We start from the raw sequence: 15,264 nt of genomic DNA on the forward strand, positions 1-15,264 counted from the left end.
GCCGGCGGCTTCGGCCCGAGTCAGTCGCGGGCTTCGGTTTCTATAGGCTGAAATCGGATGGGATGACGCCATTGCGGAAACAGGCAGTGCCAGAGCAGCGTACCGGCGATGGCGCAGCACAGCATCGCAGCCAAGATGGGCAGCAGGCTGGATGCGCCGGCGCCGACATCCAGATTCCACACGGTGGCGAGGAGGATCGCCATCGATGCCAGTCCGCCCAGAGCTTGCGCGAGCAAGGGCTTGCTCATCGGGCGCCAGCTCGCCGGGTCGATTCGCATGCCGATGAAGACCGATGGGGCAAACCGCAGATCGGGCCGTGACGCCAGGCGCACCAGCAGCGCGAGCTTGAGCTCGTCGCCGTTGACAAAGGTCCCGCGGGAAAATCTTCGCAGCGGGATGCGCTGCATCCGGACCGTGCCTTGGGCATCGCGGTGCCAGAAAACCAGATCCCGGGTGACCCCTTGGCTGGTAGTGAATTCGGTCCGCACGTCAGGCTGGCCATCGGCGGCGGGGACGATGTCGCGCCAGGCAATGGTTCTTTCCTGTCGCGGCCCATCCAGCAGCCAGGAAGACGGGGTTTTGTAATGCAGGGCTTCGTCGCTCAGGCTGAGTTCATGATGGGGAGGATGTCGCCAGTTCCGGAGGACGGCGTAGGATCCGCCCAGCCCCAGGGCTGCTAGGAAAAGGCAAAGCAGAATGCCGGCTACAGGCTTGTTTTGTATGTCGGCAAACACGGGCATGGCCAGCATCAGCAGACCGAATAGCGCGGTCAGCGCGCCGATGATCTGGTGAATGGCGCGCAGCCGCTTCAGATTGGCCTGGCCGGCCAAATCTCCGGATGCCATTTGCAAAAACCGGTTTGACAGCGGCAACAGGCGGTCTTGCGAGGCCATGGCGGGTTTGCGATGTGATGGCGAGGGCATGCGGGCGTTTGGCTGCGGGTTTGGCTGAGAGGCGTTGCAGGCTAGGGATGGTGGGGCTCGGTGTCAATCCTGGCGGGCCGCCGAACCATTGCTTGGCTTGGAGCCGGCAGCTTCGAATAGAGACGTCCCGCCGCCTGGGGGCGGGACGTAGGGCTAAAACGTCAATTCAGGTAGGTTTCGCGGCGTGTGGCGGAAGTGGCAGGCGACGTCTCCTGCCGGCTCATCGCCTGATGCAGCTTGTCCATCTGCTCGTCCAGCCGGCGCACCGCTTCGGCGATGTTGTGGGTTTCGCCGGACAGGCTGCGGCTGGACTCGCCGACGGCGACGATGTCGCCGGCGAACTGCGAGAAGCCCTGGTTCTGGCTTGCCTCGGCCTGGGACACCTGCTGCAGCAGGCCGGCCAGCTCGCCGGCGCCGTCTATGATGCCGGACAGCTTGAGTTGGGCTTCCTTGGCGTGTCCGCGGCCCGCCTGCATCTGCTGGTTGCCGTCGCGCATCGCCACCAGCGCCTCATTGGTGCCGTCGACGATCACCCGGATCTTGCTTTCGATGTCCTTGGTGGCGTTCTGGGTGCGTTCGGCCAGTTTTCTCACCTCATCGGCCACCACCGCGAAGCCGCGGCCGGTTTCGCCGGCGCGCGCCGCTTCGATCGCGGCGTTCAGCGCCAGCAGATTGGTCTGGTCGGCGATGTCGCGGATCAGTTGCACGATGCCGCTGACTTCGGCGCTGCGCTGGCCCAGCTCCTCCAGCCGATCCGAGGCGTGGCCTATCACTTCGCCGGCGCGGCCCAACTGGTCCACCGCCTGGTTCATCGCCTTGCCGCCCTCGCGCGCGGCTTCGCCGGAGTTTTGCGCCAGCAGCGTGGCGGTGGTTGATTGTTCGGCGTTCTGGCTGGTGACCACCGCCATCTGCTGGGCGACCACCACCATGTCTTCGGAGCGTTCGCGCTGCTCGGCCATGGTGCGCGCCATGCTGCCGGTGCTGTCGGCGATCTGGCGGCTGGCGCCGGAGGCGTCGCGTATCGAATGGCCGATCTGCTCCATCATCCGCGCCAGCGCCTCGCCGGCTAGTTCGGCTTCGGCGCGCGCGGTTTCCAGCTTCTCGAAGCTCTTGCTCTTGGCCTTGTCGAAGGCCAGCGCCAGCACCAGCACCACCAGCGACAGGCCGGCCAGCGACTTGGCCTGCAGCTTGGGCAGCTCCTCATGCGGCAGCGGGCTCTTGGGCAGGGCGTCGATGCCGGACAGCCACATGATGGTCCCTACGGCGGCAAGCGACATCGCCAGCCAGAACATGCCAGAGCGGCGGGTGGCGATGAACACCGCGGTGAAGGGGATGGCAGCGAACCACATCAGACTGGTGGAGAGGATGCCGCCATTGACGAACACCATCCAGCACACCATCGCGTACATGCAGCTGGTGATGAATTCGGCGGTGACGCGCACCGCGCCGCTGAGGCGTAGCAGCAGCGGGCCGCACAGCAGCCCCAGCCCGCCTAGCGCGATGCCTTCGGCCATCGGATAGTGGCCCAGCATCAGGTATTCGACGGCGAACAGCGGCGCCATCAGGCCGGCCAGCAAGCCGACGCCCACCACGGTGCGCGCGCGTATCGCCTGTTCCGGAATCTGCCGGACGTCGTCCGGGATGAACCATTCGGTGATGGCCTGTATCGACATGGATTCCCCTCCAAAGGATGTTCCGTTTGCAAAAGCGCGCTGATTTGTAATGGTTTTATCGAGGATACGCGCCGTGCAGAACTTTAAAACAAATGTTTGATTGGAGGCAATATGCCGAAAGGGTGGAAGATCAGTCCGCGATCAGCAAAGGCGCGCCGCCCGCTTCCAGATGGGCGCGGCGGATCGGGTCGGCGTCGGGCTCGATGATCAGCGTGCCGATGTCGGACAGCGGGGCGACGATGAAGGGAGAGGCGGTGTCCAGCTTTTCATTGGTGACGGCGAGCACGGTGTGGCCGCATTGCTCCACCAGATGGCGCTTGAACGCCGCTTCGTCGGCCATCACCGTGCCCACGCCCAGCTCGCCGTCCACCGAGCAGGTGCCGAGAAAGCAGATGTCCGGCCGCATCGTGTCCAGCATCCGGGTGGCGGTGGTGCCCAGCGCGTCGCCGCTCTGATGATTGAGGCTGCCGCCCAGCACCAGCACCGACAGCTGTTTTTGGCCAAACAGCGCGGCGGCGATGGGAATGGAATTGGTGGCTACGGTCAGCGGCAGCTGCTCCGGCAGCGCGCGGGCGATTTCCAGATTGGTGGTGCCGCCGTCCAGAAACACGAACTGGCCGGGTTTGAGCAGCCGCACTGCGGCGGAGGCCAGCCTGGCCTTGCGTTCGGTGTTTTCGTGGCGGCGTTGCAGGAAGCCGTGGCGGTTGGGCGTCAGCGCGATGGCGCCGCCGTACACGCGCTGGCAGGCGCCGTCGGCCGCCAGTTCGCGCAGGTCGCGGCGTATCGAGTCTTCGGACACCCCCAGCACCGCCGCCAGCTCGCCGGCGGAAACCCGGCCGTGCAGCCGCAGCTGTTCGCGGATGTATTGATGGCGGCCGGAGGGCTGGTTGGCGCTTGCGCGTTCTTTGGACATGGCGGGGTTGAAGTCAAACGGAATGACGGGAGTGTTGCACGATCGTGCAGGCTCAGTCAAAGAAATGGCAGGATTTACGCGGGATCGTGCACAATTATTTGCCTGATTTTGCGTGATCGTGCACAATTCAGCGATGCGAACACGGAGATTACGATATGCGACTGATTGTTTCCGATCTGGACGGCACCCTGCTGGACAAGGATTCTAGGCTGGCCGACGAGACGCGCGCCGCTTTGCAGGCGGCGGCGGAGCGCGGCATTGCCCTGGCCGTCGCCACCGGCCGGCACGAGCGCCAGGTGCGGAAACTGTGGCCGCGGGATCTGCCGCCGGTGCCGGTGATCAGCGCCAACGGCGCGCGCATCCACCTGGCGGACGGCGTGCTGCTGCATCAAAGCCGGCTGTCGCCGGAGTTGCTGGCCAGGCTGCTGCGGCCGGAGCTGATCCGGGAAACCGAGCTGGGCGTCTACCGCGACGACTGCATCATGGCCTACCACAGCAAGCGCGAGTTCAGCCATTACACCGGCGAGGTGACGGAAATCGAGGACCTGGCGGGTTTCAAGGCCGACGACGTGTCCAAGGTGATTTTCTGCGGCGCGCCGGCGCAACTGAAGGAGGTGGAGGCCGACATCGCCCGCGCGCTGGGCGACGAAGTGTCCATGACTTACTCCCATGTCTGCTACCTGGAAGTGATGGCGCCCGGCGTGCACAAGGGCAGCGCGCTGCGCCGCCTGCTTGATCACCTGAACATCGCGGCGGAAGACTGCGCGGCCTTCGGCGACAACCTCAACGACGCGGAAATGCTGGCGCTGGCGGGCCTGCCGCACGTGATGGCCAACGCGCATCCGGAGTTGAAGCGCCGCCTGCCGGACGCGCCGGTGATAGGCGACCACGACCAGGCCGGGGTGGCGCGGCAATTGAGAGCCCTATTGGAATAGAGACGTGTGACTCCTTTATATCAATTAGGGTGGTATCTTGGGTTTGTTAACGGATTTGGAAATTACTCAATGAAAATACTAATTAAAATGTCTAAAAGTTGAATGTGGAAGAATAGGGGGTGATCCGGACGATGTGTCTTGGATGACTATTTGATGATGATGGGCTATGTTGAACTTTTGAGTGGCGCTGCTGGCAGTGCTCAATGTTATGGGTCATCTGATTTGCTATTTATTGATGGTGATCCTTAAGGTTGGTAGTGTGTGCTTGAATGGTACGAGAATTTCTTCATGTATAAATTGCTCTATATTGAGGATTGAATCATGAATGGTATCGTAATCATTTTTCTAAGCCTATTTTCTTTGTCTTCGATAGCTGCTGAAGTCAAGTTTGGTTTTTTTGAATCTCCATCGCAACGAGTGGAGAAATTCAAGTCATCTTTCCCTGTTGGTTCTCGCTTTTCTGAAGCAATGTCTGTTGGCAGTATGAATATACCTTTGCCCGCTGGTGATTGGGTGTTGGTTGCGGCATCTGCAGACATTCCCGTTCTGAATGATTTATCCAAAGATAGTAAATCTGAATCAGTGCCTCATGGGCGAGTGATGCTGGTTTCGGCTGATATAATTGGGGAGAGTCGGCCAAGGAAATTATTGATTTTGAGAATGCCTTTGGGAGGCTTTAAAAACAGAACCTGGTTGGCATCGGTTCCTAATTTGTGCAATCCTGACTGGGGTGGGAAAAGTATAATTGATAGAGAGCTTTTAAGTCTGGATCAAAGGTCTCTTGATTGTAGGGCTATTAGTTATGCCAAGATTTTTTCATGGAATGATTTCTTGGTAAACAGCGGAAAAGTTGGCTTGAAGTACTTAGGTGGCAGCTATGGTGGAAAGGATAATTACCTTTTGTCAATGATTTTGCTGAGCAAGAATAATTCGGTTTTTTATGCTGAATATGCGGAGCTTGTTGATGATGGCGAGTATGGCGATGTGTCGACATTCATCAAGCAGCATGATAACGAAATTGTTGGATTCAGATCGACTGAGCTTATGTTGAATGGCAAATTCAAGAATGCGTTTGATGCAATGTGATCTTGTCGTTTTATGGTTTGCTGAAGGATTGTTTTGCTGACGGTTATTGTCTTGATTCAAAAAATGCCGCGCACCTGTAAAGGTACGCGGCATTTTTTTGCGTGATCAAGTTTTAGATCAATTCGCCGGCGTCTGCTCCGCCTGCAGCGCGGTCAGGGCGATGGTGTAGACGATGTCGTCCACCAGCGCGCCGCGCGACAGGTCGTTGACCGGCTTGCGCAGGCCTTGCAGCATCGGGCCCACCGACACCACGTTGGCGGAGCGTTGCACCGCCTTGTAGGTGGTGTTGCCGGTGTTCAGGTCCGGGAACACGAACACGGTGGCGCGACCGGCGACCTGGCTGTCCGGGGCTTTCTGGCGGCCGACCGACTCCACCGAGGCGGCGTCGTACTGCATCGGGCCGTCGATCAGCAGGTCCGGGCGCTTCTCTTGCGCGATGCGGGTGGCTTCGCGCACCTTCTCCACGTCGCTGCCGCTGCCGGACGAGCCGGTGGAGTAGGAGATCATCGCCACGCGCGGGGTGATGCCGAAGGCCACGGCCGAGTCGGCGGACTGGATGGCGATGTCGGCCAGCTGTTCCGCGGTTGGGTCCGGATTCACCGCGCAGTCGCCGTACACATACACCTGTTCCGGCATCAGCATGAAGAAGACGGACGACACGATGCTGGAGCCCGGCGCGGTCTTGATCAGCTGCAGCGCGGGACGGATGGTGTTGGCGGTGGTGTGCACGGCGCCGGAAACCAGGCCGTCCACTTCGTTCATCGCCAGCATCATGGTGCCCAGCACCACGGTGTCTTCCAGCTGCGCCAGCGCCATCGGCTCATTCAGGCCCTTGCCCTTGCGCAGTTCGACCATCGGTCCCACGTACTGGCCGCGGATTTCGTTCGGATCCAGGATCTCGACCGATTCCGGCAGCGTCACGCCCTGGGTTTCGGCCACTTGCAGGATCTCGGCGCGGTTGCCCAAGAGCACGCAGCGGGCGATGCCCTTTTCCTGGCAGATGGCGGCGGCCTGGATGGTGCGCGGCTCGTTGCCTTCCGGCAGCACGATGCGCTTGTTGGCCTTGCGCGCCTTTTCCATCAGCTGGAAGCGGAAGGCCGGCGGCGGCAGACGGATTTCGCGCGGCTCGCCGACGCTTTGCTTCAGCGTGGACACGTCGAGGAATTCGGCGACGTGCTCGATCACCTTTTCCATCCGCTCCAGGTCGTCGGACGGCACCTGGTGGCTCATCGCGTTCAGCGCGCTGGCGGTTTCCATCGAGTTCAGCGAGGTCGCCAGCACCGGCAGGCCGCCGGTGAACGCTTGCTGGCACAGCTGCTGGATGCGCGGATCGGGCTCGGAGTCGCAGGTCAGCAGCAGGCCGGCCAGCGGCACGCCGTTCATCGCGGCCATCGAGGTGGCCATCACCACGTCTTCGCGTTCGCCCGGGGTGATGATCAGCGCGCCCGGCTTCAGCAGGTTGACGATGTTCGGCGCGGTGCGGGCGGCCACCACCATGTTGCGCACGCGGCGGTTGGCCTGCTGTCCGGCGTGCACCACATTGGCGTTCAGATAGCGGGCCACATCCTGGGTGCGCGGCGCCAGCAGTTCCTGCTGGTACGGGATCACGCCCAGCAGCGGCAGGCCGGCTTTCTTCAGGTTGCCGGACTCCTGCACTTCGCGCGCCAGCTCGGCGCGGTCGGCGCCGGGCAGCACGTGGTTGAGGATGTAGCCGGACACGGTTTGCGCGCCGAAGGCCTGGATGTTCATTTCCAGCTGTTCTGCGATTTCCGTCGCGTTCAGCGCCTTGACAGAACTCACCAGGATGGTCTGCGCCTGCAGGTTGCGGGCGATCTTGGTGTTGAGGAAGGTGGAGAACACCTGCTTCTGGTCGGGCACCAGGCCCTCCACGATCACCACGTCCACGTTTTGCGAGGCTTGCTGGAACAGGCTCACCACCTCTTCCATCAGTTGGTCAACCTGGCCTTGCGACAACAGGTGCTCGACGCGGTCCATGCTGATCGGCTGCGGCGGGTTCAGGCGGCAGATGGCCTGGGCGAAGTGGGTGGAGCGCTCGGCTTCGCCGTCCTTGGTGTCCTGGGCGATGGGCTTGACGAAGCCCACGCGCAGGCCGGCCTGCTCCAGCGAGCGGATCGCGCCCAGCGTGACCGAGGTCAGGCCGGCGTTGAAGCCGGTGGGGGCAAGAAAGAATGTCTGCATGATCGCTTGCCTTTCTTACTTGGCCAGACCGGCCAGTTTGGCGGTGTCCATGGCGATCATCAGTTCTTCGTTGGTGTTGATCACCAGCGCCGGCACGGAATCGGCGGCGGTGATGCGGCCGGCGTTGCCGCGGATGCACGCTTCGTTGGCGGCGGCGTCCAGCTTCAGGCCCAGGAAGCCCAGCTGATTGATCACTTCGGCGCGCAGGAAGGAGGAGTTCTCGCCGATGCCGCCGGTGAACACCACGGCGTCCAGGCGGCCCGCGCCCACGCTCATCGAGGCCACGTACTTGGCCAGGCGGTAGGCGAACACTTCCAGCGCGCGCTTGGCGCCTTCATGGCCCTTGGCGGCGGCTTCTTCCAGTTCGCGGCAGTCGTTGGACAGCTCGGACAGGCCCAAGAGGCCGGATTCCTTGTTCAGCATATTGGTGATGGACGTGATGTCCATGCCGCGCTCGGTGGCCAGGTAGCCGAACACGCTGGGGTCGATGTCGCCGGAGCGGGTGCCCATCACCAGGCCTTCCAGCGGGGTCAGGCCCATGGAGGTGTCGGCGCACTTGCCGTTGCGGATGGCGGCGATGGACGCGCCGTTGCCCAGGTGGGCGATCACCAGGCTGGTTTCATCGGCCGGCTTGCCCAGCATCTTGGCGGCTTCTTCGGCCACGAAGCGGTAGCTGGTGCCGTGCATGCCGTAGCGGCGCAGGCTGTTCTCGCGGTACAGCTTCATCGGCACCGCGTACAGGTAGGCCTTTTCCGGCATGGTCTGGTGGAAGGAGGTGTCGAACACGGCCACTTGCGGCAGGCTCGGGAATTCCTTGATCGCGGTGCGGATGCCCAGGATGTGCGCCGGGTTGTGCAGCGGGGCCAGCTTGATGCAGCGCTCGATCTCGTTGATCGCGGTGTCGTCCAGCAGCGCGGATTGCTTGAAGTGCTCGCCGCCGTGCACCACGCGGTGGCCGATGGCCTTCACGCTGTCCAGCAGCGACACTTGCTGCAGCTTCTCGATGATGGCGTGCATGGCCGCGGCGTGATCCGGGGCCGACAGCAGGGCGGTCTGCTTGCCGCCGTCGTGCTTGAAGGTGATGCAGGCGTCGGCCAGGCCCAGCTTCTCGGCCAGGCCGGTCATGACCGCTTCGTGGCTGGCGCTGTCGATCAGCGCGAATTTCAGGGAGGAACTGCCGCAATTGATGACGAGGATGCTGGAATTCATAGCTTTGAACATGTAATTTGAAAAAAAAGGATGAAATCGGTGAAATAATCCACTGCGATGCGCTTGCAGCCAATTTGCTGCCGGAGCGCCGGCGGCGGCCAGAGGGCCGCGCGCCCGGTTTCCTTACCGTGTGGTAGCGCATGGCGGGCGGTTTGGCCAGCCTGTTGTTGCGCCCGGGCATCCCGGGGCGTATCGATCATCCGCTTCGCCATATCAAGGCCTTAGCCGGGCCGATGAGCAGTCCGGCCTGGTCAAGGCGAAAATCAGACAGTCGATGTGGCAACAAAGTCGAGCCTAGTATATCACTATAAATTAATGGCTTCTAATGTTGCGGCGCACTAAACTTGGCAAGTCTTTGATTTTAATTAACCGCCATGCAGATTGTTTGCCATTGGCAGGGGGTGGGGGCATATCCCTCTACAAGTCCGTGTCTGAACAGAATTGTCACAAAGAATTAACGCTTGCCCCGGGGGAGGGGGGAGGGCATAATTCCGCCCTCGTAAGACAGGGTTCCCCCTTGTTTTGATTGATTGTTTTTGATAGTCCCGCAAACTCGTCCCGAGCGAGATTCGGCTGGTCTTATATCTTCTTCCACGGAGGTGTGGGAATAATGTCTGATCTGGCTTCTGCTCAACTGCTTCAAGCATCCGCAGCCCAGCTACCCATTTATACCTATTTCGATCCCGCGTTCTATGCCAAGGAGCAGGAGCTGCTGTTCGCAGACGCCCCGCAGTACTATGGCCATGAGCTGATGGCGCCCAACCCCGGCGACTATCACACGCTGGAGTGGCTGGGCCACGGCAAGATGCTCAAGAACGTGGACGGCGAGATCAAGCTGATCTCCAACGTCTGCCGCCATCGCCAGGCCGTCATCTACAAAGGCCGCGGCAACGGCAACCACATCGTCTGCAATCTGCACGGCTGGACCTACGACGCCGGCGGCAAACTGGTGGGCGCGCCGCATTTTCCGGAAACGCCATGCCTGAACCTGGGGCAGACCGAGCTGGCCCGCTGGAACGGCCTGCTGTTCGACGCGCGCCGCAATGTGGCGGCCGATCTGGAGAAGCTGGGCGTCGCCAAGCACATGACCTTCGATGGCTATGCCTTCCACTCGACGCACAGCGCCGATTACGATTTCAACTGGAAGACCTTCATCGAGGTGTACTCGGAGGACTACCACGTTGATCCCTTCCATCCTGGCCTCGGCAATTTCGTCGATTGCGGCGACCTGAAATGGGAGTGGGGCGACAGCTACCACGTGCAGACCGTGGGCGTGAAGAACTGCCTGGCGCGCGCCGGCTCCAGGGTGTACGGCAAGTGGCACGAGGAAGTGCGCCGCCGCTATGCCGAACAGCAGCCGGAGTTCGGCGCCATCTGGCTGACCTACTACCCCAACATCATGGTGGAGTGGTATCCGCACGTGCTGGTGGTCAGCGTGGTGATTCCGCGCGGTCCGGAGAAGTGCACGGTGATCACCGAGTTCTACTACCCGGAAGACGTGGTGTGGTTCGAGCCGGAATTCATCGAGGCCGAGCAGGCCGCCTACTTCGAAACCGCCAAGGAAGACGACGAGATCTGCATCCGCATGCACGAAGGCCGCAAGGCGCTGTGGATGGCCGGCGTCAACGAGGTGGGCCCGTACCAGTCTCCGACCGAGGAGGGCATGCAGCACTTCCACGAGTATTATCGACGCCTGATGGGCTCGGCATTGGCTGGCTGAATAGGCAAGTTAAATGCCATAATGCAGGGGCGCGGGATATTCCGCGCCTTTTTTTATCCTTCCATCGGCCAAGATCATGCCCGCAATTTTCCGCATGCTGGCGCTGGGCGCGCTGCTGGCCAGTCCGCTCGCGCTGGCGGCCACTTACGCCGATCCGGTCAGCAAGGCGCGCTTCATGCTGCCGCCGGGCTGGAAAGTGCGCGCCAGCGTCGCCAATCGGATTCGGGTGCTGAAGGTGATCCCGCCCAAGGCCGACCAGCGCGAGCGCGCCGCCATCGAGGTGCAGATCGGCGTGCGCAAGCCGGGGCGCGGCGATACGCTGCCGCGCTTGGCGGCGATGTTCCGCCAGGAAGACGGCGACCGCGAGGCGGCCAACTTCGTCCGCGTCAATCAGAAAGCGGGCCGGCTGGTCACCGAGTATCGCGATGGCCGCTTCGTGTCCAACCGGCTGTGGATCGTGCGCCATAATCTGCATGTGATCCAGTTGGTGGACAAGAACCGGCTGCTGGAGGCGCGCTGCACCGCCAACGCGTCGGAGTTCAAGACCTACCGCAGGCAGATGGAGTCCATCTGCCTGAGCGTGGCTTTGGCTAAGAAATAAGAGTATGCAATCGCGGCCTGCGGGCCGCTTGGCAGGGAAGGCGAGAAAGTGCTTGTGCGTGGCAGGTTGGCGGGTTTCCGCCTGGGTTCCGGCTGGATGGTTGTGGCCGCGGTGTTCTTCGCCCTGATGGGCTTGTTCGTCAAGTTGGGCGCAGAGCATTTCTCATCGACGGAGCTGGTGTTCTGGCGCACCTTGATCGGCGTGCTGACGCTGGGCGGCGCGGCCTTGTGGCGGCGGGAGCGTTTCGCCACGCCCTTGCTGCGCTATCACCTGCAGCGCGGCGTGATCGGCTATGCCTCGCTGCTGATGTCGTTTTACGCCATCGCCCATCTGCCGCTGGCGACGGCGTCGACGTTGACCTACACCTCGCCGATGTTTCTGGCCTTGCTGTCCGTCGCGCTGTTGCGCGAGCGGCTGCCGGCGCAGGCGCTGGGCGGGCTGGCGCTGGGCTTCGTCGGCGTGGTGTTGCTGCTGAAACCGACCTTGTCCGGCGATGTGTGGTTCGCCGGCTTGTTGGGGCTGGCTTCCGGCTTCCTGGCCGGCTGGTCCTATCTGCATGTGCGGGAACTGGGGCGGCAGGGCGAGGCCGAATGGCGGGTGGTGTTCTACTTCGCGCTGATTTCCACCGTCGGCGGCCTGTTGTTGATGTGTTTCGAGCGCTGGCACCCGGTGACGCTGGATAATGTGGGCTTGCTGCTGGGCGTCGGCGCCACCGCCACGCTGGCGCAACTGGCGATGACCCGCGCCTACAAGGTGGGGCGCAAGCTGACCGCGGCCAATCTGTCCTATCTGACCGTGGTGTTTTCCTGTCTGCTGGGCGCGCTGGTGTGGGGCGACGCGCTGACGGCGGATTCGCTGCTGGCGATGGGCTTGATCGTGGTCAGCGGCATGTTGGCTGGACGGCGCTAGAATACAGTCAAAGCGTTTGCGACAATCAAACAGGAGTGGAGAAGCAAATGATCTCGATCCGTGAGCAGGATTATGGCCTGGACGTGGCCTTGTTCAACGAGTTCACGCTGGCTGATTTCCAGCTGCTGGAGCAGGCCTTGCTCAAGCGGCTGGAGGAGCGCGACAAACCGGACATGCTGCTGGACCTGACCGAACTGAAAGACTTCACGCTGGACATGGCGATGGAGGAGGTCAAGTTCATGCGCGCGCATGAGGAGAAGCTGGGCCGCGTGGCCATTGTCGTCGGCGACGTGTGGATACGCCTGGCCACCCACATCGCCGGCTTGCTGTCCCATACTCATGTCCAGTATTTCGACCTGATAGAAGAGGCGCAGGCCTGGCTGGCGCGTCCGGTCGCGGCTTGATTTTGCGGCGGATGGCGGTACAGTAGCGGTTTTTGTTCGACGCGAAAGAATAAAAGCCGATGCTGAAAAGCCTTTCCAGCCGCCTGGCGGCTGAGCTTGCCGTCCGCGAATCCCAGGTGGCGTCCACCATCGAACTGATCGACGGCGGTGCCACCGTTCCCTTCATCGCCCGTTACCGCAAGGAAGTCACCGGCGGTCTGGACGACACCCAGCTGCGCATGCTGGCCGAGCGTCTGGTCTATCTGCGCGAGATGGACGAGCGCCGCGACAGCATCCTCAAGAGCATCGCCGAGCAAGGCAAGCTCACCCCGGAACTGGAAGCGGCCCTCTACGCCAGCGACAACAAGACCACGCTGGAAGACCTCTATCTCCCTTATAAGCCCAAGCGCCGCACCAAGGCGCAGATTGCCCGCGAGGCCGGCCTGGAGCCGCTGGCCGACAGCCTGCTGGCCGATCCGTCGCAAGACCCGAACGCGCTGGCCGAAACCTATATCAATGCCGAAGCCGGCGTCGCCGATGCCAAAGCGGCATTGGACGGCGCGCGCGCCATCCTGATCGAGCGCTTCGCCGAAGACGCCGAGTTGTTGGGCCAGCTGCGCGAAAAGCTGTGGAACGAAGGCGAACTGGCCGCCGCCGTGGTGGCGGGCAAGGAAAACGAAGGCGCCAAGTTCTCCGACTACTTCGACCATCGAGAACATATCAAGGCGATTCCGTCGCACCGCGCGCTGGCGCTCTTGCGCGGCCGCAACGAGGGCGTGCTGAGCGTCGCGCTGAAATATCAGCCGGACGAGACGCCGATCACCGAGCGCTCGGCCTATGAGCAGCTGATCGCCGCCCGCTTCGGCGTCAAGGATGCCGGCCGCGCCGCCGACAAGTGGCTGCTGGACGGCGTCCGCCTGTGCTGGCGCGCCAAGATCTTCCTGTCGCTGGAGCTGGAGCTGGTGTCGAGGTTGAAGGATGCCGCCGACGGCGAGGCGATCAAGGTTTTCGCCGCCAATCTGCACGACTTGCTGCTGGCCGCCCCGGCCGGCCGCCGCGCCACCCTGGGCCTGGATCCGGGCCTGCGCACCGGCTGCAAGGTGGCTGTGGTCGACGATACCGGCAAGGTGCTGGATACCACCGCCATCTATCCGCATGAGCCGCGCCGCGAATGGGACAAGTCCATCGCCATCCTCGGCGCGCTATGTGTCCGCCACAAGGTGGACCTGATTTCCATCGGCAACGGCACCGCCAGCCGCGAAACCGACAAGCTGGCGCAGGACCTGATCAAGGCCTTCCCGCAACTCTCCATGACCAAGATCGTGGTGTCGGAAGCCGGCGCGTCGGTGTATTCGGCGTCCGAGCTGGCGGCCAGGGAATTCCCCGATATGGACGTCAGCCTGCGCGGCGCGGTGTCCATCGCCCGCCGCCTGCAGGACCCGCTGGCCGAGCTGGTGAAGATCGATCCCAAGTCCATCGGCGTCGGCCAGTACCAGCATGACGTCAATCAGAGCCAGCTGGCGCGCGCGCTGGATGGCGTGGTGGAAGATTGCGTGAATGCGGTGGGTGTGGACGTGAATACCGCATCGGTGCCGCTGCTGACCCGCATCTCCGGCCTAAACGCCACGCTGGCGTCGAATATCGTCTCCTATCGCGACCAGAACGGCGCCTTCCGCACCCGCAGGGACTTGCTGAAAGTGCCGCGCTTGGGCGACAAGACCTTCGAGCAGGCGGCCGGCTTCCTGCGCATCGCTGGCGGCGACAATCCGCTGGACGCGTCGTCGGTGCACCCGGAGGCCTATCCGGTGGTGGAGAAGATCGTGGCCAAGGCCGGTCGCGACGTGAAGACCTTGATTGGCGATTCTTCTTTCCTTAAGTCGGTGCGCGCCACCGATTACACCGACGAGCGCTTCGGCCTGCCGACGGTAATGGATATCTTGAAAGAGCTGGACAAGCCGGGCCGGGATCCGCGCCCGGAGTTCAAGACCGCCACCTTTCAGGATGGCGTCGAGGATATCAAGCATCTGCAGCCAGGCATGGTGCTGGAGGGGGTGGTCACCAACGTCGCCAACTTCGGCGCCTTCGTCGACATCGGCGTGCATCAGGATGGCCTGGTCCACATCTCGGCGCTATCCAACAAGTTCATCGACGATCCGCGCAAGGTGGTCAAGGCCGGCGACGTGGTCAAGGTGAAAGTGCTGGAAGTGGACGTGGCGCGCAAGCGCATCGCGCTGACGATGCGCCTGGACGACGAGGTCGGTTCCGGCAATAGCCGCGGCGGCCGCAACGACAGCCGTTCCGACAACCGTCCACGCCAGCCACGCGGCCAATCCACCGCTCCGCAGAATGATACCGCGATGGCGGCGGCCTTCGCCAAGCTGCGCAAGGGCTGATTCACTATATGGATGTGTCTGGAACAGGCCGGCGGCAACGAACGCCGGCCTGTTTGTTTTGCGGTGCTCCAGCGCGGTGGATGCGGGCAGGCATGCGCTTTTTTACGGTCAGGTTCAAATACCCTTTGTTCATATCTTCTGCCGGATCAGCGGCTTGTCTGCGATTGGCCGGTTTGAGGATGAATTTCCCTGCTTTTTCTCGCAAAAGGTGTTGACGGGTCAGGGGCCCGGGCGTATAGTTCGCCTCCTCAGCTGACGCAGCGAACGAAACAGCGGAAACGAAACGGTTCCGGTGAGGACGACGCAGCGGACGGCACTGC

At 62.3% G+C, this 15,264-nt stretch carries 13 protein-coding genes; 7 read left to right on the forward strand and 6 right to left on the reverse strand.

The genetic code is table 11. From position 1 onward, the window contains the following. Positions 1-20: 20 nt before the first annotated feature. From BKX93_RS20805 to BKX93_RS20815, 3 genes are all read right to left on the reverse strand, one after another. Positions 21-893 carry a hypothetical protein gene (locus tag BKX93_RS20805; RefSeq protein ID WP_046168452.1) on the reverse strand — a complete coding sequence of 291 codons (873 nt, stop codon included), beginning with the start codon at positions 891-893 and terminating at the stop codon, positions 21-23. A 191-nt stretch (positions 894-1,084) separates the two neighbouring features. Continuing rightward, entirely contained in the window at positions 1,085-2,596 is a 1,512-nt protein-coding gene (locus BKX93_RS20810; protein WP_046157849.1) for a methyl-accepting chemotaxis protein, read from the reverse strand. A 130-nt stretch (positions 2,597-2,726) separates the two neighbouring features. After that, positions 2,727-3,509: a DeoR/GlpR family DNA-binding transcription regulator gene (locus BKX93_RS20815; protein ID WP_046168450.1), complete on the reverse strand. Its 783-nt coding sequence runs from the start codon at positions 3,507-3,509 to the stop codon at positions 2,727-2,729. 155 nt (positions 3,510-3,664) lie between these two features. Between BKX93_RS20815 and BKX93_RS20820 the strand changes: the two genes are divergently transcribed. Together BKX93_RS20820 and BKX93_RS24920 are read left to right on the forward strand one after the other, a co-directional pair. Then, entirely contained in the window at positions 3,665-4,444 is a 780-nt protein-coding gene (locus BKX93_RS20820) for a Cof-type HAD-IIB family hydrolase (protein ID WP_070981198.1), read from the forward strand. A gap of 321 nt (positions 4,445-4,765) precedes the next feature. Further along, positions 4,766-5,530, forward strand: a complete 765-nt coding sequence (locus tag BKX93_RS24920; RefSeq protein WP_145929358.1) for a hypothetical protein — start codon at positions 4,766-4,768, stop codon at positions 5,528-5,530. A 117-nt stretch (positions 5,531-5,647) separates the two neighbouring features. On the opposite strand, the gene pta is transcribed toward BKX93_RS24920, so the two are convergent. From pta to BKX93_RS24925, 3 genes are read right to left on the reverse strand one after another with little or no spacing between them, the layout of a single operon-like run. Then, positions 5,648-7,729, reverse strand: coding sequence for a phosphate acetyltransferase (pta, locus tag BKX93_RS20830; protein ID WP_046168449.1), 2,082 nt, complete (start codon positions 7,727-7,729; stop codon positions 5,648-5,650). A gap of 15 nt (positions 7,730-7,744) precedes the next feature. Continuing rightward, positions 7,745-8,938 (reverse strand): acetate kinase, encoded by a 1,194-nt coding sequence (locus tag BKX93_RS20835; protein WP_046168468.1) that lies wholly within the window; start codon positions 8,936-8,938, stop codon positions 7,745-7,747. Further along, on the reverse strand, positions 8,935-9,138 hold the full coding sequence (locus BKX93_RS24925; protein WP_145929359.1) for a hypothetical protein: 204 nt from the start codon (positions 9,136-9,138) through the stop codon (positions 8,935-8,937). The genes BKX93_RS20835 and BKX93_RS24925 overlap by 4 nt, the downstream gene beginning before the upstream one ends. Positions 9,139-9,548: 410 nt before the next feature. On the opposite strand from BKX93_RS24925, the gene BKX93_RS20840 reads away from it, so the two are divergent. The 5 genes from BKX93_RS20840 (at position 9,549) to BKX93_RS20860 (ending at position 14,944) form a co-directional block, all read left to right on the forward strand. Beyond that, a complete protein-coding gene (locus BKX93_RS20840) occupies positions 9,549-10,658 on the forward strand; it encodes an aromatic ring-hydroxylating oxygenase subunit alpha (RefSeq protein WP_046157844.1) in 1,110 nt (369 codons plus the stop codon). A gap of 76 nt (positions 10,659-10,734) precedes the next feature. Continuing rightward, complete coding sequence (locus BKX93_RS20845) at positions 10,735-11,259, forward strand: hypothetical protein (protein WP_046168447.1); 525 nt, start codon at positions 10,735-10,737, stop codon at positions 11,257-11,259. Positions 11,260-11,355: 96 nt separating this feature from the next. Next, on the forward strand, positions 11,356-12,168 hold the full coding sequence (locus tag BKX93_RS20850) for a DMT family transporter (RefSeq protein WP_046157881.1): 813 nt from the start codon (positions 11,356-11,358) through the stop codon (positions 12,166-12,168). A 47-nt stretch (positions 12,169-12,215) separates the two neighbouring features. After that, on the forward strand, positions 12,216-12,572 hold the full coding sequence (locus tag BKX93_RS20855; protein WP_046157842.1) for a SpoIIAA family protein: 357 nt from the start codon (positions 12,216-12,218) through the stop codon (positions 12,570-12,572). A 59-nt stretch (positions 12,573-12,631) separates the two neighbouring features. Next, the gene (locus tag BKX93_RS20860) at positions 12,632-14,944 is read left to right on the forward strand and encodes a Tex family protein (RefSeq protein WP_070981201.1); all 2,313 of its coding nucleotides are present in this window, start codon (positions 12,632-12,634) and stop codon (positions 14,942-14,944) included. Positions 14,945-15,264 lie beyond the last annotated feature (320 nt).

The organism is Chromobacterium vaccinii, assembly GCF_001855275.1.
GTDB classification, from domain to species: domain Bacteria; phylum Pseudomonadota; class Gammaproteobacteria; order Burkholderiales; family Chromobacteriaceae; genus Chromobacterium; species Chromobacterium vaccinii.